Genomic DNA, 21688 nt, shown 5'->3' with positions numbered 1-21688 from the left:
ATGCGTTTTGCAAAAATCGAACGTAATACAAATGAAACAAAAATTGCAGTTGAATTAAATTTAGACGGTGAAGGAAAAGCAGAAATTAATACAGGCGTGCCATTCATGGATCATATGCTTGATCTATTTGTGAAGCACGGCTTATTTGACGGCAAAATAATAGCAGATGGTGATACTTATATTGATGATCATCATACGACAGAAGATATCGGCATTGTTCTTGGTCAAGTTATTCGAGAAGCATTAGGTGATAAAAAAGGTATTAAACGTTATGGTAATGCATTTGTCCCAATGGATGATGCGCTAGCGCAAGTTGTCGTCGATTGCTCGAACCGTCCTCATTTAGAATTCCGGGTAACACCACAGCTAACACAAAAGGTAGGCACATTTGATACTGAGCTTGTACATGAATTTTTATGGAAGTTAGCACTTGTGGCGCGTATGAATATCCACGTAATCGTTCCTTATGGTCATAATACACATCATATTATCGAGGCGATATTTAAAGCTTTAGCAAGAGCAATTGATGATGCGGTACAAATCGACCCTCGAGTGAAAGGTGTGCCGTCCACAAAGGGGCTGTTAACTTGAGAATTGGTGTAATTGATTATGGTATGGGGAATTTATTTAGCGTTGAGCAAGCGCTTAAGCGGATAGGTGCAGAAGTTATTGTTACTGCTCAAGAGGCGCAACTACAAGAGGTCGACGCACTAGTATTACCAGGTGTTGGTGCATTTCCTGATGCGATGAAGCGTCTACAGGAAACAGGGTTAATAGATTTTATTAAAGCAACAACAAAGCCACTACTTGGAATTTGTTTAGGGATGCAACTGCTGTTTGAGGAAAGCGATGAGGTGACACCTACAAAGGGACTCGGCATATTTACAGGGCGCATTACGAAATTTACAAATGTGCCACGTATTCCACATATGGGATGGAATGAGCTAGCAATAAATAAGCAACCGAACTGGCTATCGATTCCAAATGAGCGCTATGTCTATTTCGTCCACTCGTTTTATGTGACTAAGATGAACGTTAATGAGCTCGTTGCATTCGCAGATTACGCAGGGATACAAGTACCGGGCATTGTGGCAAAAGGAAACTATACAGGAATGCAGTTTCATCCTGAAAAGTCAGGGGAATTCGGTATGTACTTACTACAACAATGGCTCGAAGGAGTGAAAAAGCATGCTAACAAAACGTATTATTCCGTGTCTTGATGTAAAAGAAGGGCGAGTTGTCAAAGGTGTTCAATTTGTTGGACTGCGTGATGCTGGTGACCCGGTAGAACTAGCGAAGTTTTATGATGAGCAAGGAGCAGATGAGCTTGTTTTTTTAGATATTTCCGCTTCACATGAAGGGCGAGAAACGATGGTTGATGTTGTTCGTCAAACAGCAGCGACACTTGCCATTCCATTTACAGTAGGCGGCGGTATTCGAACGCTTGATGATATGAAGCGACTTTTACGCGCGGGAGCTGATAAAGTATCGGTCAATACTTCTGCTATAGAACGTCCTGAACTCATTAAAGAAGGGGCTGACTATTTCGGTTCGCAATGTATCGTTGTTGCGATTGATGCGCGTTACAGTGAGGACGATGACACATGGATGGTTTATACGCATGGCGGACGCAAGAAAACATCTTGGACAGCTGTAAACTGGGCGCAGAAAGCAGTGCGTCTAGGGGCAGGAGAAATTTTATTAACGAGTATGAATCAGGACGGCGAGAAATCCGGTTTTGATTTACCTTTAACAAAGGCAGTGCGCGATGCCGTTACTGTACCCGTCATTGCAAGCGGTGGGGCAGGGAATGCAGAGCATTTTGCTGAAGTGTTGCAACAAGTAGATGCAGATGCCGCCTTAGCAGCATCCATTTTCCACTATAAAGAGTCGAGCGTAGCAGAAGTGAAAGCTTACTTACGCGAAAAAGGAGTTCCTGTACGATGATGGATGTTAAATTTAATGAACAAGGATTAGTAACAGCGGTAGTGCAAGATGCCAAGTCTAAAGAAGTGTTAACTGTTGCTTATATGAATGAGGAATCACTAGCTAAAACGATAGAAACAAATGAAACATGGTTTTACTCACGCTCTCGTAATGAACTTTGGCATAAAGGGGAAACAAGCGGGAACACGCAAAAGGTAGTATCCATTAAAGCTGATTGCGACCGCGATGCATTAGTTATCGAAGTATTACCTGCAGGACCAGCTTGTCATAATGGTACAGTTTCTTGCTTCACGGAAACTATTGTACAAAACGAAGCAGTTGGTTCAGTTGGCATTTTGCCTCAATTAAAAGAGATAATTAAACAACGTGAAATCGATATGCCAGAAGGTGCATACACAACTTATTTATTTGATAAAGGCATCGATAAAATTTGTAAAAAAGTCGGTGAGGAAGCAACAGAAGTTGTGATTGGTGCAAAAAACCGTGACAAAGAAGAAGTGAAATGGGAAGCAGCCGATCTCATATATCACCTCCTCGTATTATTGCAGGAGCAAAAAGTAGATATGTATGAAGTGCTAGGAGTACTTGAAGCAAGACATAATAAACGGTAAAACCGAATGACCAATACATGTATTTCTGTACCGAAAGCACAGCGACAGGTACAAAAAGTAGACATCTATGAAGTGCTAGGAGTACTTGAAGCAAGACATAATAAACGGTAAAACCGAATGACCAATACATGTTTTTCTGTACCGACAGCACAGCGGCAGGTACAAAAAGTAGACATCTATGAAGTGCTAGGAATACTCGAAGAAAGACATAATAAACGATAAAACCGAATGACCAATACATGTATTTCTGTACCGAAAGCACAGCGACCAGGTACAAAAAGTAGACATCTATGAAGTGCTAGGAGTACTCGAAGAAAGACATAATAAACGATAAAACCGAATGACCAATACATGTATTTCTGTACCGAAAGCACAGCGACAGGTACAAAAAGTAGACATCTATGAAGTGCTAGGAGTACTCGAAGCAAGAAAGTGATAAGGTCACTGAAAATCCGTAAAGTGAACATTAGTCTTGCGCCATTGCTGTTCAATTGTAAGCTTATATAGTTGGCTACGTTCATTGTTTTGGCTTTTCTTCACCATATGAAGGAATGGATAGGAAGTTTTTCTTTTAGCATACACTAGTTGATTGGAGTGGAAGGCGGTGACTCCTGCGGGAACAGCAATGTTTATTGCGGCGAAAGCTTAGCGACAGTCGCACTAGCGGAAAATCATCCTTTTTCGTTTGCACGAAAAAGGGAAGTTGGAGCAGTGCCCGCGGAAAGCGTCCGCCTGGAACGGAAATCAACGGTATCGCATTCATGTTTAAACAACAAGCTTTTTAGTACAGATTTAATATAGAACAACGACAGTAGTAGAAAATAATTATTTGCATGCGTAGAAATAAATGACTAAATAGCGGTTTGTGCTATAATAGAACCATTGTGTGAGGGACGTGGATTACGTTCCTTATTTTTCTTGTTTCGGAGGAAATATGTTGGAAAATAAACATCAAAAAAAAGGCAATGTAGTATCTTTTGTGCCAAATGGCGACTATTATTACGAAAAAGCGCTCAAAGCCATTGAAAGAGATAAAATGGATAAAGCGTATAAATATTTAAAACGCGCTGCGGAATTAAGTCCAGATGACGCACAAGTATTAAGCCAATATGGATTATTAGAAATTGAAGCGCAAAATTATGAAAATGCTTATGAACTAATTCATACAGCACATAGTTTAGATCCAAACGATGCAGACATTATTTTTTTGCTAGCTGATGTATCTGGCTGTATCGGGCTTGTCCACGATGCAAAGAAATATGCGGAAAAGTATTTAGAGCTAGCACCTGATGGTATGTACGCACTCGACGCGTATGAAATTTTAGATTTTGTTGAGATCGAACAAGATATGATTGAAAGCTACGACGAGCAAGATACTGAAAAAATGGTCGCACAAGAAAAGGCTCGCCGTTTAATGGAGCAAGGTGAATTTCCAAAAGCTATTGAAGTTCTCGAACAGTTAATCGAACAATTTCCTGATGCATGGCCAGCGTATAATAATTTATCTCTCGCTTATTTTTATATCGGTGAAGCCGAGCAAGCACGAGCGATATTACACCAAGTATTACGTGAAAATCATGGAAACTTGCACGCGCTTTGTAATTTAACTGTTATTGCTTATTACGAAAAAAATGAAGAAGAACTAAACGAATTACTAGACGTACTAAAAAAAATTCAGCCGTATGACTGGGATAATCGCTATAAACTAGGAGCAACATTGGCGTTAATTGGCGAATACGAAACAGCGTATAAATGGCTTCGTTCAATGAGCAAGCGTGGATATGAAGGGGATACAGGCTTTTACTTCTGGTTGTCACAAGCAGCATATTTTTCAGGTTATGAGGATATTGCGCGAGCAACCTGGAAAACGCTTGTAGAGCTAGACCCGACAAAAGAAGGCTTTGAACCATGGCTTCAAGGCGACTTTAACGCAAAAAGCACATCATTTGAACATAACCGCGATTTAATTGTGGAGAAGATTAATAATAACTACACTGCTGATCGCTTATTCGGCTTCTTTCTACTGAATCTCTCAGCACATAAGCAAGAAATTATCGCGCATCCAAAGTGGATTGACGTTTCTCAATATAATGACGTGGAAAAATTATGCTTAGCCTATGCGCTAGGCCATAAATTCAATCCAAAAGTAGATGTTGAAAAGCATTTCGTTCGCCTAATGGAAGTAGCAGAAATGATTGCTGACAATTATGGTTCTATTCAGCTTGAAACAGCATCTGTACTACAATTATGGTTTGCACTTAGTGAAGTAGCATTGGAAGCTGGTTATTCATTTAAAAATATTGAGGCACTTGCAGCGGCGGCTGATTTCATGTTCCACTCCTCAATGGACTATAATGTGACGAAAAAGCAATATGCCGAAAAATACGGTACTACTGCTGCAACTTTGACAAAATATATGAATGAGCTAATAGAGTTTGTACCGTCGGAGTTTGCTTAGGAAAGCATTAAATTTGAATAACATATATCAATCGTATACGATGTAATTAAGTAGTTCGTGAAGTTTGAGGAGGAAATAACATGACAGAAGAAAAAATTTATGATGTAGTAATTATCGGTGCAGGTCCTGCAGGTATGACAGCTGCAGTATATACGTCTCGTGCAAACCTTTCTACGTTAATGATCGAGCGCGGTATCCCAGGTGGACAAATGGCTAATACAGAGGAAGTGGAAAACTACCCTGGATTTGACCATATTTTAGGACCAGAATTATCAACGAAAATGTTCGACCACGCGAAAAAATTCGGCGCAGAGTATGCATACGGTGACGTGTCAGAAATTATTGATGGCGAACAATATAAAACAATTAAATCAGGTAACAAAGAATATAAAACTCGTGCGATTATTATTTCAACAGGTGCAGAATATAAAAAAATGGGCATCCCAGGTGAAAAAGAGCTTGGTGGTCGCGGTGTAAGTTACTGTGCTGTTTGTGATGGCGCATTTTTTAAACAAAAAAACCTAGTAGTTGTAGGTGGCGGTGACTCTGCAGTCGAGGAAGGTGTTTACTTAACTCGCTTTGCAAATAAAGTAACGATTGTTCATCGTCGCGATAAATTACGTGCACAAAAAATTCTTCAAGACCGTGCATTTGCGAATGAAAAAATCGATTTCATATGGAATTCTACGGTGAAAGAAGTGCACGAAGATAACGGTAAAGTAGGTAGCGTAACACTTGTATCTACAGTGGACGGAACAGAAACTGAATTTACAACAGATGGTGTGTTCGTTTATATCGGGATGGTGCCATTAACTGCTCCATTTGCAAGCTTGAATATTTTAAACGAAGCTGGCTATGTTGTAACGAATGAAAAAATGGAAACATCTGTACCTGGTATTTTTGCTGCGGGTGACGTTCGTGATAAAATGTTACGACAAATTGTAACGGCAACTGGTGATGGCAGTATTGCAGCACAATCTGCACAGCATTTTATTGAAGAATTGAAAGAAAAGTTTGAATTTTAACCATTACTTAATAAAACTGTAACTTCCTTGCAATATAAAAGGGATATACTACAAGTATTAGTAAATCTCCCTTTTGAAATATTGTATTTTAGGTTGTTTCTGCATATGAAGCAGAGACAGCCTATTTTTTTGTGTCATATAATTATGTATGCATTGGTGCAAATGTTTTTACGAAGACGGAGTGCCTTGCCTGAGTGTAAGCAAGCGAATGCATTTAAGTGTAATAGCGTATCCCTTTGTAACGACGATATGATACAAGGTATAATAATGAAAAGAGCACAGATTTGAGGTGTAAATAATGCAAAGAATTGCAAACTTGTTAGCAATACAAGATGGGAAAGTATTATTACTACAAAAACCGAGACGTGGTTGGTTTGTAGCCCCCGGTGGGAAAATGGAAATCGGAGAATCGATTTACGAGGCTGCGATACGTGAATTCGAGGAAGAAACAAATACTACGCCGAAAAATGTGCATTTAAAAGGTATTTATACGATGCTCATTAAGCGCGGTGACGAAGTAGTGGATGAATGGATGCTTTACACATTTATTGCACATGGTATCGAAGGCACTCCTTTTGAAGAAACTCGGGAAGGAAAGCTTGGTTGGTATACGATTGAGGATTTACGCGAAATCCCGATGGCAGAGGGAGACCGAACGAATTTATTATTTGCTGCATTAAATAAAGGGATGCAGTATGGTACATTTGAATATACAGAGCAATTTGAATTAATAAGTGAAACAATACAAACATCGATTGAACAGTAGCAAACCAGAGGGGATGAATAGTGTGAGTAGTCAGAACAATGCACATGAAGTAGTCATTATTACAGGTATGTCGGGAGCTGGAAAAACGGTTGCTGTCCAAAGCTTTGAGGATTTAGGGTTTTATTGTATAGATAATATTCCGCCAGATTTATTAATTACATTTTTAGCACTATTGCGCAATTCAAAGAAAGAAATTTCGCGCATAGCAGTTGTAATGGATTTACGAGGTCGGGAGTTTTTTGAATCAGTAATCGATGCTTTAGACGAATTACAAGCTGAAGAGGATGTACGAGGACGTATTGTATTTTTAGATGCAGATGATGAAACGCTTGTCCGCCGATACAAAGAAACGCGTCGTTCGCATCCATTAGCACCAACAGGTTTGCCGCTAGAAGGAATTAAATTAGAGCGTGAACTATTGTCGGAAATTAAAGGACGTGCAAAAACGGTTATTAATACATCAAAACTGAAACCGCGTGAATTACGTGAAAAGATCTCGACTGAATTTTCACATTCGAGTACACCGACATTTTCAGTGAATGTTATGTCATTTGGCTTTAAGCATGGCATTCCGATTGATGCAGATTTAGTATTTGACGTTCGTTTTTTAAAAAATCCTTATTATGTAGAAGAATTGCGCCATAAAACGGGCTTACAAACAGAAGTATCTTCTTATGTATTAGCAACAGAAGAAACGCAGCAACTCATTACAAAACTGACGGATTTATTCCAATTCATGGTTCCCCACTATAAAAACGAGGGGAAATCACAACTCGTTATTGCGTTTGGCTGTACAGGTGGCCAACACCGTTCCGTAACACTTGCGGAATATTTCGGAAAGTTACTTGGGCAAACAGAAAATACGGTAATTACACATAGAGATATCAATCATAGAAAGGATTGATGTAATGAAAAAAAGGACTACTCGTACACGAATTGTTGTAATTGGTGGAGGCACGGGTCTTTCTACTGTATTGCGCGGACTAAAAAAAGGTCCTTTTGATATTACAGCGATTGTTACTGTAGCAGATGACGGTGGTTCCTCGGGGCGTATACGCGATGATTACGATATTCCGCCCCCTGGAGATGTGCGTAACGTCATTGCTGCCCTATCAGATGTCGAGCCACTTGTTGAACAAATGTTTCAATATCGATTTTCGCAATCTGAAGCGTTAGGTGGACATTCCCTAGGTAATTTAATGTTAACAGCCTTAACGGATATTACCGGGGATTTTAGCCATGCGATTGCAGAGATGAGTAAAGTTTTAAATGTACATGGTAAAGTAATACCTGCTGCAAATAAAAAAGTGACTTTGCATGCAGAGCTCGAAGACGGCACCTTTATTGAAGGGGAATCTCGTATCCCAAATACGACTATTCCAATCAAGCGTGTCTTTTTATCTCCGGGTGAAATTGAACCAATTCCAGCAGCGATTCGTGCTATTAACCGGGCAGACTATATTTTAGTTGGCCCTGGAAGTTTGTATACGAGTATCATTCCTAATCTACTAGTTCAAGAAATAGGAACGGCTGTCGCTCGTGCAAAAGCTCATAAAATATACATTTGCAACTTAATGACGCAAAAAGGTGAAACGATTAACTATACTGCGGCAGATCATATTGCTGCTATCCACGAGCATGTTGGTGAACCTTTTATTAATACTGTTCTTATTAATGATTTTGAGATGCCACAAGCTGTGATTGAAAAATATAAAGAAGAAAATGCAGCACCTGTTGTTTTTGATACAGAGCGTATAACAGAAATGGGTATTGAAATTGTCAAAAGAGAAATAGCGCTTATTAACAACGATACAGTACGTCACCATGCAGCAAACGTAACAAAATGGTTAGTAGAATATGTGCAAAAACCACAGGGAAAAGAAAAAACGAGAACATAAAAATATGTATGTTATTATGAATCTACATATTCATTACTAGAAAGGGGGAAACATATATGTCATTTGCATCTGAAACGAAAAAAGAGCTCACTCAAGTAGAGACGGATGACAGCAGCTTAAAGGCAGAAGTTTCAGCCCTAATACGCATGAACGGTTCTTTATCCTTTACAAACAAGCAGTTAAGTTTAGATGTGCAAACAGAAAATGCGGCAATTGCAAGACGTCTTTATACGATCATGAAAAAACTTTATCCGTATAATGTAGAATTGCTTGTACGTAAAAAAATGCGATTAAAGAAAAATAATGTATACATTTGTCGTGTGCGGGACGGTGCGCGTGAGTTATTAACAGACTTACAAATCATTTCGGATGATTTTCAGTTTAATCATACAATCGCGAAATCCCTCATTCAGAAAAATAGTCAAAAACGTGCATATTTAAGAGGTGCATTTTTAGCTGGAGGATCTGTGAATAATCCGGAAACATCGTCATATCATTTAGAAGTGTACTCATTATATAAAGAGCATGGCGAGGCACTTGCAGATTTAATGAATGAATATCAGCTTAATGCGAAAACAATTGAACGTAAAAAAGGCTTTGTAACGTATTTAAAAGAAGCCGAAAAAATTTCAGATTTCCTAAGCTTAGTCGGGGCGCACCAAGCGATGTTAAAATTTGAGGATGTGCGTATCGTGCGTGATATGCGTAATAGTGTAAATCGTATTGTAAACTGCGAAACTGCGAATTTAAATAAAACAATTGGTGCAGCACTTCGACAAGTTGACAATATCCGCTTTATTGACAGCGTATTAGGTTTAGATCAATTGCCTGAAAAATTGCGTGAAATTGCGAGACTCCGTGTAGAATACCAAGACGTTACATTAAAAGAGTTAGGGGAAATGGTATCGACAGGAGTCGTAAGTAAATCGGGAGTAAATCATAGACTGCGAAAAATTGATGAAATTGCCGATGCATTGCGTCGTGGTGAACAGTTGTGAAAAAATTTTGAAAACGAATACAAAAACCGATTCATAAGCATTGTTCTTTTGGCACCAATTCGATAAGATAAAGCTATACGGACGAACGGTTATGAAAGGGAGAAATGTAAATGGTTGAAAATCAAGTAGAAGTAAAATTAAAAACAGGCTTACAAGCGAGACAAGCTGCCCTTTTCGTGCAAGAAGCAAATCGCTATAAAGCCGATGTATTTTTAACAAAAGATGAGAAAAAAGTAAATGCTAAATCCATTATGGGCATTATGAGCTTAGCAATTGCTAAAGGCACCGCTGTTATATTAACAGCAGATGGTGATGATGCCGAAAAAGCAGTAGCAGCACTCGCTTCATTAATCGGACAAGAAGATTAAGAGAGTAAATTAGCCTGTTGCTAAATCCTTTCAACACAATCTGATAGTAGCTCCAAAATGATGTGTAGATAAAGTTAAAAGACTTTGTCTACACTCTTTTTATGTTCGAGGAAAATCGAATAAAAGTCGCTGGATCATAAGCGCTATCTTTGTTTGAAAAGCCGTGAGATATATTTATTTTGCGAGCAAGGTTGATTAATTAGCTGATTAGATAAATAAAACTTTGCTTCACACGTAATTGTAAATCAAATTTTTTATGCAACTTAAGATAGCGACCGTGGCTTTTTCACGAAAAACATAAAAAAACTGCGCTAGAAGCAATTCCTTCTACGCAGTTTCTCATTTATTGTCTTATTTATTACGGATTAAAATTTCATCGATTAAGCCGTATGCTTTTGCTTGCTCAGCAGTCATGAAGTTGTCACGATCAGTATCACGTGATAATGTTTCGAAATCTTGACCTGTATTTTCAGACATAATACGGTTTAATTTTTCACGTAAGAATAAAATACGTTTTGCAGCAATTTCAATTTCTGTCGCTTGACCTTGTGCGCCGCCAAGTGGTTGATGGATCATTACTTCAGCGTTTGGTAGTGCAAAGCGTTTACCTGGCTCACCAGCAGAAAGCAGGAATGCACCCATTGATGCTGCCATACCGATACAAATTGTTTGTACTTTCGGTTTAATGAAGTTCATTGTGTCATAAATTGCCATACCTGCAGTAATTGATCCGCCTGGTGAGTTAATGTAAAGAGAAATGTCTTTATCTGGATCTTCTGCTTCTAGGAATAGTAATTGTGCAACAATCGAGTTAGCTACGTTATCATCAATTGCGCTTCCTAATAAAATAATACGGTCTTTTAGTAAACGAGAATAAATGTCATACGCACGTTCACCACGGTTTGTTTGTTCAATAACTGTAGGGATTAAATTCATAAAAAAATCCTCCTTTTAAAAAGGTAATTTCGTGTACTGAATGCTGAATATGTTGAATTGTTTCAGCTGTACCATTATCATACACAGAATAGTCAAGAAAGGTCAAATAAAAACTCTGCGTTTAACAGTTGAAATGTTACATAGACATTTGTATAATAGGAAAGTCGCTAATTTATTTTGCTAAATGATTAAATTGCCCTTTTTTAATCATAACTAAACATATTTTTCATAAGCTCTTTACGAGTTTTATTTTTTGCTAATGTCCTCGTGGTGTAATGGATAACACTGAAGATTCCGGTTCTTCCGCTGGGGGTTCGATTCCCTCCGAGGGCGCTTTACGGTTAAATTAATTTGTTAATAAAATTTTGTTAGTCGTCAAGGATGTTGAATTATCAACGTTTTTGATGATTTTTTAGTTTGAAGAGTTGTATTAAGAAATTACGCTTTCCAATTTCTAAAGCATTCCACAAAAGGGATGTTTTTAGTCACGACTTTAGCACCTTTTTGTAATCGAGCTTCAACTTCAACTGCTGCAATTCGAGCGTCCTTTTTAGTTTTAAACTCCCCTTTACGAATCGATCGACTTTTGCCGTCCGCAAAGTGTACCCCATTTTGTAATGCTTGCCACATTTAATTTCTTTTAGCTAGTGCAATAAAAGACAAGCGCATGATCTCGATCTCTTATAGGTTAATTATTGAAGAGAGTGGTCTTTTTGTTTTTAAAAAAAGGATTATTGTACTAGATGTCGAAAAAGTAGGAAAAAGGGGTGGTAACATGATTATGAATAGCGCTGAACATATGAAAGTTAACGTATTTATGACTTTTGATGAATTGTCAGAATACGTAATGGTGACGCTCGACCGCCATAAATTAATCGTAGAAGTACTTTATTACAGAGCAGAGAGTGACGAAATATTTGATTTAGACTTAGATAAATTTGAAGTCGTAAAAAGTTTTACATACGCTAATTTAGCGGAAGCGGAGCGCAAGTATGCCGAAGTGAACGATATACGTATAGCTGCTCCGATGATTGCAGAGTACTTTGCCGAAAGTGAAGTAAAAAGATAGTGCGCAGAAATTAAAAGCCTTCCACAGTATAGTGTCCGATCGGTTTATATATTTGACCTTATTTTACTACAATTGTAATAATTCGATTAATGAAATTATACATTGTACTACAGTTGTAAGAAAATTAAAGTAAAAGTTGTAGAGTGGCATTAAATAATTGCTGCTCTATTATTTTATTAACTAATGTACTTAATGACAAAAAACTATACAGTTGAGATTTAGCGATGGAAGAATGTACACTCGATATTAAAGCTTTTTGTAAATAGTGCAATCAAATTGCCTGTTACTATTAATTAAATTGGATGTTAAAGGAAGAAAGGGGGAGTGACATTGGATAATAAAAAAGTGGTGAAAAATGGAATAGGATTTGGGTCGGTTTTAGCTATTACGATATCGTGGAGTTTACACAAATCGATATTATGGGCGATAATTCACGGATTATTCAGTTGGCTTTATGTTATTTATTATGCAATTACAAGATAATGCGACTTTTAGGTGTGGCATGAAGAGGGGAGCTAGGGGCATCTTGTAGTGAAATGCCTTTTCTTAGTAAATTGTATTCGATTGAAAAAGCTTAAGATAAATAACTTCTGGTATTAGATAAATAACTCGCTTGGTTTGATAAATACTACATGCAATTAGATAAATACCTTCCAATATTAGATATTAAACTCATCGTCAAACGGAAACTCACTGCCTTCAAACATTATAATCTGCAATTATTTTTTTTTATTAAGTAATAATACTTGAAAAGCGTAGCGATAATTAGTACAGTATTAAAAGTTGTAGTAAATGCGAAGTGCGACACATTTTTTCAGCATTACACATAAGTATTGAAAATGCTGATGTATAGCCTTTTACCAATTATTATACTATGCCTCTGAGGGCACCATTTTACTGTTTCAATTATATATTTGTATAGCACGACCTAATTACAATGGTTAGTTTAGCAGCCTAATCGATGTAAGGGGAATGAACAGATAGGGATAAAATGAAACACTGTACCGATTACATTTTATCTCAACTTCATTCTTTCTAAATTTTTAATAACAAACAATCTAGTTTAAATAGATGTTTGAAAGGTTTTATATAATAAAAGCCATCACAATTTGTGATGGCTTTTTCGATATCCTTATTTCGGAGTTTTCGTTATGTGTTGTGAAGGCGTAAATAGTACGCCTTAGTTTGGCATATTTTTAGCCATTTGTCCTTGGCCGTACATATTTAGCATTGCTTGCATATCTGTTGGGGATAGTTGAGGGACTTGGTAATTACCCTTTTTATTTTGATAAATCGAAACTTCATATGCCATTTCTACACAGTTCGGAACGGAATCTTGCAATACGCGTCGAAGCACGGGGTTACATGTTTCAAGCGCTGCCGCTGTTTTGCCTTTCGCCCCTGCTTTATGCATCGCTAGCATAAAACCAGCAATAATGGAGTCATCAATCTCATTTGCAGATTGCATTGGCTTTTTCGGCTCACCTGGTGTAATACCGTACGTAAAGTCATTGTCAGTTTGCATATTATAGCTACGTGTTGGATGCTTCGGATCATGCCCCGTTTTATATGCCTCAACTGTAATATTATATTCGTCTAGCATAAATGCATACTGTCTGTCCATAATAGAAAGAAGCTCTGGATCTTGAATTTTATCACGTAAAAGCACGCATTGATTTAAAGCGCCAATCATTGAACTAAGTACTTCATGTACGTCGAATAATTCATGTCCTCCATGATTATTTGAAAGTGGCATATTTGGTTGTTGTCCTTGTTGTTGTTGAAATTCACCTGTCATTTTGTTTCCTCCAATCAGAATGTAATACATAGTATAGTTTGTCTTATAAACGGTATATTATGCGTTTTCCTTATCAATGTAAGGCAAATAGCTTTTAATGATTACTTTTTTTGAACTAAATGGAAATTCAAAAAGAATATGCAAGTCAGTACCTTTCTTTCATGACGTTCAGTTATAATGAACATAGAAAAGGAGCGTATTTCATGCAAAAAGTGATGTATTATTCAAAGCCTGATTGTGAATTGTGCGAAGAAGGACTCGTGACGCTAAAACTCGTACAAGAAGATATTCCGTTTCATCTCGAAATAATTAATATAGAAGAAAATGACGAAATACATGAGAAATATATGCTGATGATTCCGGTTGCGGAATATGCAGGAGAAATACTACAATACGGGCGTTTAGATTATGTGACGTTAGTAGAAGCGCTAAGCGAATAGGCTAAGCGTTTCTATTGTTGAATATTTGTAAAATTCAGAGGGAACTCATTGCGTTAAAATGTAATTCAAGTTATAATGAATGCAAGAAATATTTTTTTTACCCATAGTGGGACATAATTTGTATTAGTGGGACAAAAAACGCCCAACTATACTGTAGTAGGTGATTTTTTGGACAAAAAAACTTTTTTCGAGGCACAGCGCAAACTATTGCCGGAAATGGATACGCTATTAAAAAAGCGGTATCGCATGTTACAAATAATTTATTTGCAAGGACCAATAGGCAGACGCACGTTGGCAGAAGCGTTACAGTTGACTGAACGCGATATACGCAACGAAATGCAAATTTTAAACGAACAGCAACTTATCGACATTCATTCAAAGGGAATGGTATGTACAGAAATTGGAGAAGCCGCTCTTGAGCAGTTAAAGGAATTATTCCATGAGCTTACGGGCATTGCTAAAAAAGAACAAAAGCTAAAAGAAGCTTTTAATATTGATCACGTCATCATCGTACATGGCAATGTCGAAACGGATTCCACAACATATGCAATGCTTGGCAAAGAAGCAAATAGTGTATTAGTTGACTACGCAAAGCCAAATAGCCAAATAGCCATTACAGGTGGTAGTTCTGTTGCGGCAATGGGCCCGTATTTGCAACCGCAAAAGCCTTTGAACACAGCGCAGTTTATTGCAGCTCGTGGTGGTATTGGCGATGAAATGACGATGCAAGCAAACACACTTGTAGCACAATTTGCAGCTAAAAGTAATAGCAAGTATCGTACACTTTTTCTACCAGAGCAACTAAGCGAGCAGGCATATAGCGCCATGAAAGAGGAGCCGATAGTTAAAGAGATGATGGCACTTTATGACGAGGTTAATATTGTTATTCACGGCATTGGTGCAGCAGAGGAAATGGCTGAACGCCGTAATAGTAGTGAGAAAGATAAAGCTTTGCTACTAAAAAAAGGCGCAGTCGGAGAAGCATTCGGATATTATTTTGATGAACAAGGGCAAATTGTACATCATATTCGTACAGTTGGTATTCAGCTTGAGCAAGTCAAAAAGTCTGATGTAGTCATTGCGATTGCTGGTGGTATTCATAAAGCGAAAGCCATTCAAGCCTATTTTAAAAATGCAGCAAAGCAGACGGTCTTTATTACTGATGAAAGTGCTGCAAATGAAATATTAAAACATATATAACGAGCAAATCGCTCTTATAAATAAATTTTTTGGAGGAATTATACATGGCATTACAATTAGCAATTAATGGATTTGGTCGTATCGGCCGTTTAGTATTCCGTGAAGCGATGAAACATGAAGAGTTCGAAGTTGTTGCAGTAAATGATTTAACAGACGCTGGTCAATTAGCGCATTTACTAAAATACGACTCAGTTCACGGTGTATATGATGCAGACGTACAAGCAGAAGAAGATGCATTCATCGTAAACGGCAAGCGTGTTCGCGTATTCTCGGAAAAAGATCCTGCAAATCTACCATGGGGCTCTCTAGGGGTAGATGTTGTACTTGAATGCACAGGTAAATTCCGATCAATGGAGGAAGTATCAAAGCACATTGAAGCGGGCGCGAAAAAAGCAATTCTTTCTGCACCAGCAAAAGGTGAGATGCCAACATACGTAATGGGTGTGAATCATACACAATATGATCCGTCACAGGATGTCATTTCAAATGCATCTTGTACAACAAACTGCTTAGCACCAGTGGCAAAAGTGTTAGATGAAAAATTCGGTATTAAACGTGGAATGATGACAACAATTCACTCATACACGAATGATCAGCGAATTTTAGATTTCCCGCACTCTGACCCACGTCGTGCACGTGCCGGCGCAGTGTCTATGATTCCAACAACAACAGGTGCAGCAGTTGCGGTGTCTAAAGTTTTACCACAATTAAAAGGTAAACTAGACGGCTTCTCTATGCGTGTACCAACACCAAACGTTTCTTGCGTAGACTTAGTCGTAGAACTAAATAGTGCAGTAACAAAAGAATCTGTGAATGCAGCATTAAAAGAAGCGTCGGAAGGTGAGTTAAAAGGTATATTAGATTATACTGAGTTACCTTTAGTTTCAATCGACTTCAACGGTAATCCTGCATCTTCAACTATAGATAGCTTATCGACAATGGTCATGGAAGGGCAATTGGTGAAAGTACTAGCTTGGTACGATAACGAAATCGGTTACTCAACACGATTGATGGATTTAGCGCTATACGTAACTAAACAAGGCGATTTGAAATAAATGTGTCATACTTTTTGAAACTTTATGAAAAAGTGTGTCATATTAAAGGAATTCGTACATGAAAAGTATAGCCTTTATATGTAGTAACAATTATAATGTATAAGGGTGAGGAGCGAGCGGTTTACCGAGTCGCTCCTTTTTGTAAATGACAAAGGAGACGCTTTGTCCTTGCAAGACATACATAGAGACTTTTTGGTACTATAATATCGGAAAGTCGATTTTAAATAAGAAAAGGTATCTGCCTTTTGCTCAAAATTGAAGGAGGGTTTTCTTCATGTTTTTAAAGAAGACGATGAATGATGTAGACGTAAAAGGAAAGCGCGTATTTGTACGTGTAGATTTTAATGTACCGATGGATGAAGGCACAATTACAGATGACACGAGAATTCGTGCAGCATTGCCTACGATTCAGCAATTAGTCGATGCAGGTGCAAAAGTAATTTTAGCTTCTCACTTAGGTCGTCCAAAAGGCGAAGTAAAAGAAGACATGCGCCTAACAGCTGTTGGCACACGCTTAGCTGAATTAATCGAACGTCCTGTAACTAAACTAGACGAATCAATCGGTGAAGCAGTGGAAGCAGAAGTTGCTAAAATGCAGGACGGCGATATTGTATTACTTGAAAATGTACGCTTCCATAAAGGTGAAGAGAAAAACGATGAAGAGCTAGCAAAAGCATTCGCAAAATTAGCTGACCTTTATGTAAATGATGCATTTGGCGCGGCTCACCGTGCACACGCAACGACTGAAGGTATTGCTAAGTATTTACCTGCTGTGTCTGGGTTATTAATGGAGAAGGAACTTGATGTACTTGGTAAGGCACTATCAAATCCTGATCGTCCATTTACTGCAATTATCGGCGGTGCCAAAGTGAAAGATAAAATCGGCGTAATCGAAAACTTATTAGATAAAGTAGATCACTTAATTATCGGTGGCGGCTTATCATTTACGTTCATTAAAGCGCAAGGTCATGACATTGGCAAATCATTACTAGAGGAAGATAAAATTGAGCTTGCGAAGTCGTTTATTGAAAAAGCAAAAGAAAAAGGCGTAGAGCTTCATATGCCAATCGATGCGGTTGTAGCAAATGAGTTCTCTAAAGATGCAGACACAAAAGTTGTTAATGTAGATGCAATTCCTTCTGACTGGATGGGTCTAGATATCGGACCAAAAACAGCAGAACAATATGCACAAGTAATTGAAAAGTCCAAATTAATTATTTGGAATGGTCCTATGGGTGTATTCGAAATGGAAAAATTCGCAAACGGCACGAAAACAGTGGCGGATGCAATGGCAGCAACAGCTGGCTACACTATTATCGGTGGTGGTGATTCAGCGGCAGCAGTTGAGAAATTCAACGTAGCAGACAAAATGAATCATATTTCAACAGGTGGCGGCGCAAGCTTAGAGTTAATGGAAGGCAAAGAGCTTCCTGGAATCGTTGCTTTAAATGATAAATAATTTGGAGGGGTTTAATATGCGTAAACCAATCATTGCTGGAAACTGGAAAATGTATAAAACATTTGATGAGGCAGTAGAATTTGTAGAAGCAGTTCGAGATGCTATTCCAACAGAAGACAAGATTGACGCGGTTATTTGTGCACCTGCACTTTATTTACCAACACTAGTTGACGTAGCAACAGAAACAGATTTAGCAATCGGTGCACAAAATATGCATTTTGAAAACGAAGGGGCTTTTACTGGTGAAGTAAGCCCTGCACAATTAGCGGCAATAAATGTGGACTATGTTATTTTAGGTCACTCAGAGCGCCGTGAAATGTTTAATGAAACAGACGAAGCGGTTAATAAAAAAGTACGTGCTGCTCTAAATCACGGCATCGTACCGATTATTTGCTGTGGTGAAACGTTAGAAGAGCGTGAAGCCGGTCATACAGAAGCAAAAGTATCAAAGCAAATTCGCGCGGCACTTCAAGGCTTTACTGCTGAAGAGGTAGCACATATGGTCATTGCCTATGAACCGATTTGGGCAATTGGAACAGGGAAAACAGCAACAGCGGATGATGCTAATGAAACATGTGGCTCAATCCGTAATGTTGTAGCAGAGCTTTTTGGACAGGAAACAGCGGATGCTATTCGAATCCAATACGGTGGCTCTGTAAAACCTGAAAATATTCAAGAGCTTTTAGCAAAAGAACATATTGACGGTGCCCTTGTTGGTGGCGCTAGTCTTGATACAACATCTTATTTAAAATTATTGGAGGCGGGGGCAAATGCCTAAAAAGCCAGTCGCATTAATTATTTTAGACGGCTTTGCTTTTCGCGATGAAGTGAAAGGTAACGCAGTAGCACAAGCACATAAACCAAATTTTGACCGTTATTGGGGGAACTATCCGCATGCGACACTTACTGCAAGCGGTGAAGCAGTAGGACTTCCTGAAGGGCAAATGGGGAATTCTGAAGTAGGGCATTTAAATATCGGTGCAGGACGCATCGTGTATCAAAACTTAACTCGTATTCATAAATCGATTCGCGACGGTGATTTCTTCCGTAACGAGAAATTTTTAAAAGCAGTGGAGCATGCCAAAAAGCACGATTCAAAGCTGCATATAATGGGCTTACTTTCTGACGGTGGTGTGCACAGTCATTATGAACACCTTTTTGCGCTACTAAAATTAGCAAAAGCAAATGGCATCAAGGAAGTGTACGTTCACGGATTTTTAGATGGTCGTGATGTTGGACCAACAACAGCACTTGATTATATAGAAGAAACAGAAAAACAAATGGCGGAAATCGGTATTGGGAAATTTGCATCAATTCATGGTCGTTATTATGCAATGGACCGCGATAAACGCTGGGAACGTGTCGTGCTATCGTATAAAGTTTTAGTAGATGGCGTTGGTCAAACAGCTTCATCTGCCAATGCAGGTGTTGCGTCTTCATACTCACGCGAAATAGTAGATGAGTTTGTCGTACCATTTGTTATTACAAAAGAGGGTCAGCCAGTTGCAACGATTGACACGAATGATGCGGTCATCTTTTTCAATTTCCGACCTGACCGAGCAATTCAGTTATCGAAAGTATTTACAAATCCGACATTTAACGGTTTTGAATTATCAGATAAGCATCCTGAAAATTTGGCATTCGTTTCATTCACACAATATAGTGATGAAGTAAATGCACTTGTAGCTTATGAAAATGATAATTTAGTGAATACTGTAGGGGAAGTTATTGCAGCAAACGGTTTAACACAGTTGCGTATAGCGGAAACTGAAAAATTTCCACACGTAACATACTTTATGAGTGGTGGTCGTGAGGAGACGTTTGCGGGGGAAGATCGTATATTAATTGCTTCGCCAAAAGTTGCAACATACGATCTAAAACCAGAAATGAGCGCCTATGAAGTAACAGATGCATTGCTTGAAGCGATTGCAGATGATAAATATGACGCCATTCTATTAAACTTTGCGAATCCTGATATGGTTGGTCATAGCGGTATGCTAGAGCCAACGATTAAAGCGATTGAAGCAGTAGACGAATGTTTAGGGAAAGTAGTTGACGCCATCCTTGCAAAAGGCGGAGCGGCAATTATTACAGCTGACCATGGTAACTCGGATGAAGTTATTACTATAGAAGGTTTACCGATGACAGCTCATACAACAAATCCTGTTCCAGTCATTGTGACAAAACCAAATATTAAGCTAGCGGAGGAAGGCATTTTAGCCGACCTTGCACCAACAATGTTGCAGCTTTTAGGGGTTGCACAACCGGCTGAAATGACAGGTAAATCTTTAATTACAAGCGTAGAGGAAGAGTAAGTCTACTCTGCAAAATGAAAAATAGAGGAGAATGAAAAAATGCCATTTATTACACAAGTTTATGCTCGCGAAGTTTTAGATTCACGTGGTAACCCAACAGTAGAGGTAGAAGTATTTACAGAGTCAGGTGCATTTGGTCGCGCAATCGTGCCATCTGGTGCATCAACAGGTGAATATGAAGCTGTTGAATTACGTGACGGCGACAAATCTCGTTACTTAGGTAAAGGTGTTTTACAAGCAGTTGAAAACGTAAATACAGTAATTGCCGAAGCTCTTGAAGGAAACTTCTCAGTACTTGATCAAGTTGTAGTTGACCAAGCGTTAATCGAGCTTGATGGTACAGAAAACAAAGGTAAACTAGGTGCGAACGCAATTCTTGGTGTGTCAATGGCTGTTGCTCACGCTGCTGCTAACTACTTAGATATGCCTTTATACCAATACCTTGGTGGTGTAAACTCGAAGCAATTACCAGTACCAATGATGAACATCTTAAACGGTGGTGCACACGCTGATAACAACGTGGACATTCAAGAATTCATGGTAATGCCAGTTGGAGCTTCAAGTTTCAAAGAAGCAGTACGTATCGGCGCTGAAATTTTCCATAGCTTAAAAGCAGTATTAAAAGCAAAAGGCTATAACACAGCTGTTGGTGACGAAGGCGGTTTCGCTCCAAACCTAGGCTCAAACGAAGAAGCAATTACAGTAATTTTAGAAGCAATCGAAAAAGCTGGCTATAAACCAGGTGAAGAAGTTCGTTTAGCAATGGACGTTGCATCTTCTGAGCTTTACTCTAAAGAAGACGGCAAATACCATTTAGATGGTGAAGGCGTTGTGAAAACATCTGAAGAAATGGTTGACTGGTACGAAGAGTTAACTTCTAAATACCCAATCATCTCTATTGAAGACGGTTTAGACGAGAACGACTGGGCTGGTCATAAATTACTTACTGAGCGTATCGGTAAACGCGTACAATTAGTAGGGGACGATTTATTCGTTACAAACACAACAAAACTTTCTCGCGGTATTGAGGAAGGTGTAGGTAACTCTATCCTAATTAAAGTGAACCAAATCGGTACATTAACAGAAACATTTGATGCGATCGAAATGGCAAAACGCGCTGGCTATACAGCAGTTATCTCTCACCGTTCTGGTGAATCAGAGGACGCAACAATTGCAGACATCGCTGTTGCAACTAACGCTGGCCAAATTAAAACAGGTGCTCCGTCTCGTACAGACCGCGTGGCAAAATACAACCAACTTTTACGCATTGAAGATCAACTTGGCGTAACTGCACAATATTTAGGCTTAAAATCTTTCTACAACATTAAATAATTAATTCAGTTTT

General features: G+C 38.6%; 22 protein-coding genes and 1 tRNA gene. 20 read left to right on the top strand and 3 right to left on the bottom strand.

Annotated elements, in window-relative coordinates; all coding sequences use genetic code 11:
* The 11 genes from hisB to AAFN87_RS13805 all read left to right on the top strand — a co-directional run bounded on the left by hisB (window position 1) and on the right by AAFN87_RS13805 (window position 10071).
* Complete coding sequence (hisB, locus tag AAFN87_RS13855) at window positions 1-591, top strand: imidazoleglycerol-phosphate dehydratase HisB (protein WP_347791671.1); 591 nt, start codon at window positions 1-3, stop codon at window positions 589-591.
* Complete coding sequence (hisH, locus tag AAFN87_RS13850; RefSeq protein ID WP_347791670.1) at window positions 588-1220, top strand: imidazole glycerol phosphate synthase subunit HisH; 633 nt, start codon at window positions 588-590, stop codon at window positions 1218-1220. The genes hisB and hisH overlap by 4 nt, the downstream gene beginning before the upstream one ends.
* On the top strand, window positions 1189-1947 hold the full coding sequence (gene hisF, locus AAFN87_RS13845) for an imidazole glycerol phosphate synthase subunit HisF (protein ID WP_347791669.1): 759 nt from the start codon (window positions 1189-1191) through the stop codon (window positions 1945-1947). Before hisH ends, hisF begins: the two co-directional genes overlap by 32 nt.
* Entirely contained in the window at window positions 1947-2558 is a 612-nt protein-coding gene (gene hisIE, locus AAFN87_RS13840) for a bifunctional phosphoribosyl-AMP cyclohydrolase/phosphoribosyl-ATP diphosphatase HisIE (RefSeq protein ID WP_481886479.1), read from the top strand. Before hisF ends, hisIE begins: the two co-directional genes overlap by 1 nt.
* 937 nt (window positions 2559-3495) lie before the next feature.
* A complete protein-coding gene (locus AAFN87_RS13835) occupies window positions 3496-5016 on the top strand; it encodes a tetratricopeptide repeat protein (protein ID WP_481886478.1) in 1521 nt (506 codons plus the stop codon).
* A gap of 80 nt (window positions 5017-5096) precedes the next feature.
* Entirely contained in the window at window positions 5097-6041 is a 945-nt protein-coding gene (gene trxB, locus AAFN87_RS13830; protein WP_347791666.1) for a thioredoxin-disulfide reductase, read from the top strand.
* 298 nt (window positions 6042-6339) lie between these two features.
* Window positions 6340-6807, top strand: a complete 468-nt coding sequence (locus tag AAFN87_RS13825; protein WP_347791665.1) for an NUDIX domain-containing protein — start codon at window positions 6340-6342, stop codon at window positions 6805-6807.
* A gap of 13 nt (window positions 6808-6820) precedes the next feature.
* The gene (rapZ, locus tag AAFN87_RS13820; protein ID WP_347791664.1) at window positions 6821-7711 is read left to right on the top strand and encodes an RNase adapter RapZ; all 891 of its coding nucleotides are present in this window, start codon (window positions 6821-6823) and stop codon (window positions 7709-7711) included.
* A 4-nt stretch (window positions 7712-7715) separates the two neighbouring features.
* Window positions 7716-8705 (top strand): gluconeogenesis factor YvcK family protein, encoded by a 990-nt coding sequence (locus AAFN87_RS13815; protein WP_347791663.1) that lies wholly within the window; start codon window positions 7716-7718, stop codon window positions 8703-8705.
* Window positions 8706-8761: 56 nt separating this feature from the next.
* Window positions 8762-9703, top strand: a complete 942-nt coding sequence (gene whiA / locus AAFN87_RS13810) for a DNA-binding protein WhiA (RefSeq protein WP_347791662.1) — start codon at window positions 8762-8764, stop codon at window positions 9701-9703.
* Between the two features lie 110 nt (window positions 9704-9813).
* Entirely contained in the window at window positions 9814-10071 is a 258-nt protein-coding gene (locus AAFN87_RS13805) for an HPr family phosphocarrier protein (protein ID WP_347791661.1), read from the top strand.
* Window positions 10072-10422: 351 nt separating this feature from the next.
* On the opposite strand, the gene clpP is transcribed toward AAFN87_RS13805, so the two are convergent.
* Complete coding sequence (clpP, locus tag AAFN87_RS13800; protein ID WP_347791660.1) at window positions 10423-11007, bottom strand: ATP-dependent Clp endopeptidase proteolytic subunit ClpP; 585 nt, start codon at window positions 11005-11007, stop codon at window positions 10423-10425.
* 261 nt (window positions 11008-11268) lie between these two features.
* Between clpP and AAFN87_RS13795 the strand changes: the two genes are divergently transcribed.
* A tRNA-Arg gene (locus AAFN87_RS13795) sits at window positions 11269-11340 on the top strand.
* A 105-nt stretch (window positions 11341-11445) separates the two neighbouring features.
* Here AAFN87_RS13795 and AAFN87_RS13790 read toward each other — a convergent pair.
* Entirely contained in the window at window positions 11446-11637 is a 192-nt protein-coding gene (locus AAFN87_RS13790; protein WP_347791659.1) for an Arm DNA-binding domain-containing protein, read from the bottom strand.
* A 145-nt stretch (window positions 11638-11782) separates the two neighbouring features.
* On the opposite strand from AAFN87_RS13790, the gene AAFN87_RS13785 reads away from it, so the two are divergent.
* Window positions 11783-12076 (top strand): trypsin, encoded by a 294-nt coding sequence (locus AAFN87_RS13785; protein WP_347791658.1) that lies wholly within the window; start codon window positions 11783-11785, stop codon window positions 12074-12076.
* A 1180-nt stretch (window positions 12077-13256) separates the two neighbouring features.
* Here AAFN87_RS13785 and AAFN87_RS13780 read toward each other — a convergent pair.
* Window positions 13257-13874, bottom strand: a complete 618-nt coding sequence (locus AAFN87_RS13780; protein ID WP_347791657.1) for a spore coat protein — start codon at window positions 13872-13874, stop codon at window positions 13257-13259.
* Window positions 13875-14077: 203 nt separating this feature from the next.
* Between AAFN87_RS13780 and AAFN87_RS13775 the strand changes: the two genes are divergently transcribed.
* The 7 genes from AAFN87_RS13775 (at window position 14078) to eno (ending at window position 21675) form a co-directional block, all read left to right on the top strand.
* Window positions 14078-14314 carry a glutaredoxin family protein gene (locus AAFN87_RS13775; RefSeq protein ID WP_347791656.1) on the top strand — a complete coding sequence of 79 codons (237 nt, stop codon included), beginning with the start codon at window positions 14078-14080 and terminating at the stop codon, window positions 14312-14314.
* A gap of 168 nt (window positions 14315-14482) precedes the next feature.
* Window positions 14483-15514 (top strand): sugar-binding transcriptional regulator, encoded by a 1032-nt coding sequence (locus AAFN87_RS13770; protein ID WP_347791655.1) that lies wholly within the window; start codon window positions 14483-14485, stop codon window positions 15512-15514.
* 44 nt (window positions 15515-15558) lie between these two features.
* Window positions 15559-16569, top strand: coding sequence for a type I glyceraldehyde-3-phosphate dehydrogenase (gene gap, locus AAFN87_RS13765; protein ID WP_347791654.1), 1011 nt, complete (start codon window positions 15559-15561; stop codon window positions 16567-16569).
* Window positions 16570-16843: 274 nt separating this feature from the next.
* Window positions 16844-18028, top strand: a complete 1185-nt coding sequence (locus tag AAFN87_RS13760) for a phosphoglycerate kinase (RefSeq protein WP_347791653.1) — start codon at window positions 16844-16846, stop codon at window positions 18026-18028.
* A gap of 16 nt (window positions 18029-18044) precedes the next feature.
* Window positions 18045-18806, top strand: a complete 762-nt coding sequence (gene tpiA, locus AAFN87_RS13755; protein ID WP_347791652.1) for a triose-phosphate isomerase — start codon at window positions 18045-18047, stop codon at window positions 18804-18806.
* Window positions 18799-20343: a 2,3-bisphosphoglycerate-independent phosphoglycerate mutase gene (gpmI, locus tag AAFN87_RS13750; protein WP_347791651.1), complete on the top strand. Its 1545-nt coding sequence runs from the start codon at window positions 18799-18801 to the stop codon at window positions 20341-20343. Before tpiA ends, gpmI begins: the two co-directional genes overlap by 8 nt.
* 39 nt (window positions 20344-20382) lie before the next feature.
* Entirely contained in the window at window positions 20383-21675 is a 1293-nt protein-coding gene (gene eno, locus AAFN87_RS13745) for a phosphopyruvate hydratase (RefSeq protein ID WP_347791650.1), read from the top strand.
* Window positions 21676-21688 lie beyond the last annotated feature (13 nt).

Origin of the sequence: Solibacillus sp. CAU 1738 (assembly GCF_039888725.1) — a bacterium.
Classification (GTDB): Bacteria; Bacillota; Bacilli; order Bacillales_A; family Planococcaceae; genus Metasolibacillus.
The sequence above is the reverse complement of the archived record's forward strand: the minus strand, read 5'-3'. Positions and strand labels throughout refer to the sequence as shown.

Coding starts and splice junctions, on each gene's coding strand:
- whiA (WP_347791662.1), top strand. CDS start 8,762: ATGTCATTTGCATCTGAAACGAAAAAAGAGCTCACTCAAGTAGAGACG.
- hisIE (WP_481886479.1), top strand. CDS start 1,947: ATGGATGTTAAATTTAATGAACAAGGATTAGTAACAGCGGTAGTGCAA.
- gpmI (WP_347791651.1), top strand. CDS start 18,799: ATGCCTAAAAAGCCAGTCGCATTAATTATTTTAGACGGCTTTGCTTTT.
- AAFN87_RS13785 (WP_347791658.1), top strand. CDS start 11,783: ATGATTATGAATAGCGCTGAACATATGAAAGTTAACGTATTTATGACT.
- AAFN87_RS13775 (WP_347791656.1), top strand. CDS start 14,078: ATGCAAAAAGTGATGTATTATTCAAAGCCTGATTGTGAATTGTGCGAA.
- eno (WP_347791650.1), top strand. CDS start 20,383: ATGCCATTTATTACACAAGTTTATGCTCGCGAAGTTTTAGATTCACGT.
- hisB (WP_347791671.1), top strand. CDS start 1: ATGCGTTTTGCAAAAATCGAACGTAATACAAATGAAACAAAAATTGCA.
- gap (WP_347791654.1), top strand. CDS start 15,559: ATGGCATTACAATTAGCAATTAATGGATTTGGTCGTATCGGCCGTTTA.
- rapZ (WP_347791664.1), top strand. CDS start 6,821: ATGAATAGTGTGAGTAGTCAGAACAATGCACATGAAGTAGTCATTATT.
- AAFN87_RS13805 (WP_347791661.1), top strand. CDS start 9,814: ATGGTTGAAAATCAAGTAGAAGTAAAATTAAAAACAGGCTTACAAGCG.
- AAFN87_RS13815 (WP_347791663.1), top strand. CDS start 7,716: ATGAAAAAAAGGACTACTCGTACACGAATTGTTGTAATTGGTGGAGGC.
- AAFN87_RS13825 (WP_347791665.1), top strand. CDS start 6,340: ATGCAAAGAATTGCAAACTTGTTAGCAATACAAGATGGGAAAGTATTA.
- trxB (WP_347791666.1), top strand. CDS start 5,097: ATGACAGAAGAAAAAATTTATGATGTAGTAATTATCGGTGCAGGTCCT.
- tpiA (WP_347791652.1), top strand. CDS start 18,045: ATGCGTAAACCAATCATTGCTGGAAACTGGAAAATGTATAAAACATTT.
- AAFN87_RS13760 (WP_347791653.1), top strand. CDS start 16,844: ATGTTTTTAAAGAAGACGATGAATGATGTAGACGTAAAAGGAAAGCGC.
- clpP (WP_347791660.1), bottom strand. CDS start 11,007: ATGAATTTAATCCCTACAGTTATTGAACAAACAAACCGTGGTGAACGT.
- AAFN87_RS13790 (WP_347791659.1), bottom strand. CDS start 11,637: ATGTGGCAAGCATTACAAAATGGGGTACACTTTGCGGACGGCAAAAGT.
- hisF (WP_347791669.1), top strand. CDS start 1,189: ATGCTAACAAAACGTATTATTCCGTGTCTTGATGTAAAAGAAGGGCGA.
- AAFN87_RS13780 (WP_347791657.1), bottom strand. CDS start 13,874: ATGACAGGTGAATTTCAACAACAACAAGGACAACAACCAAATATGCCA.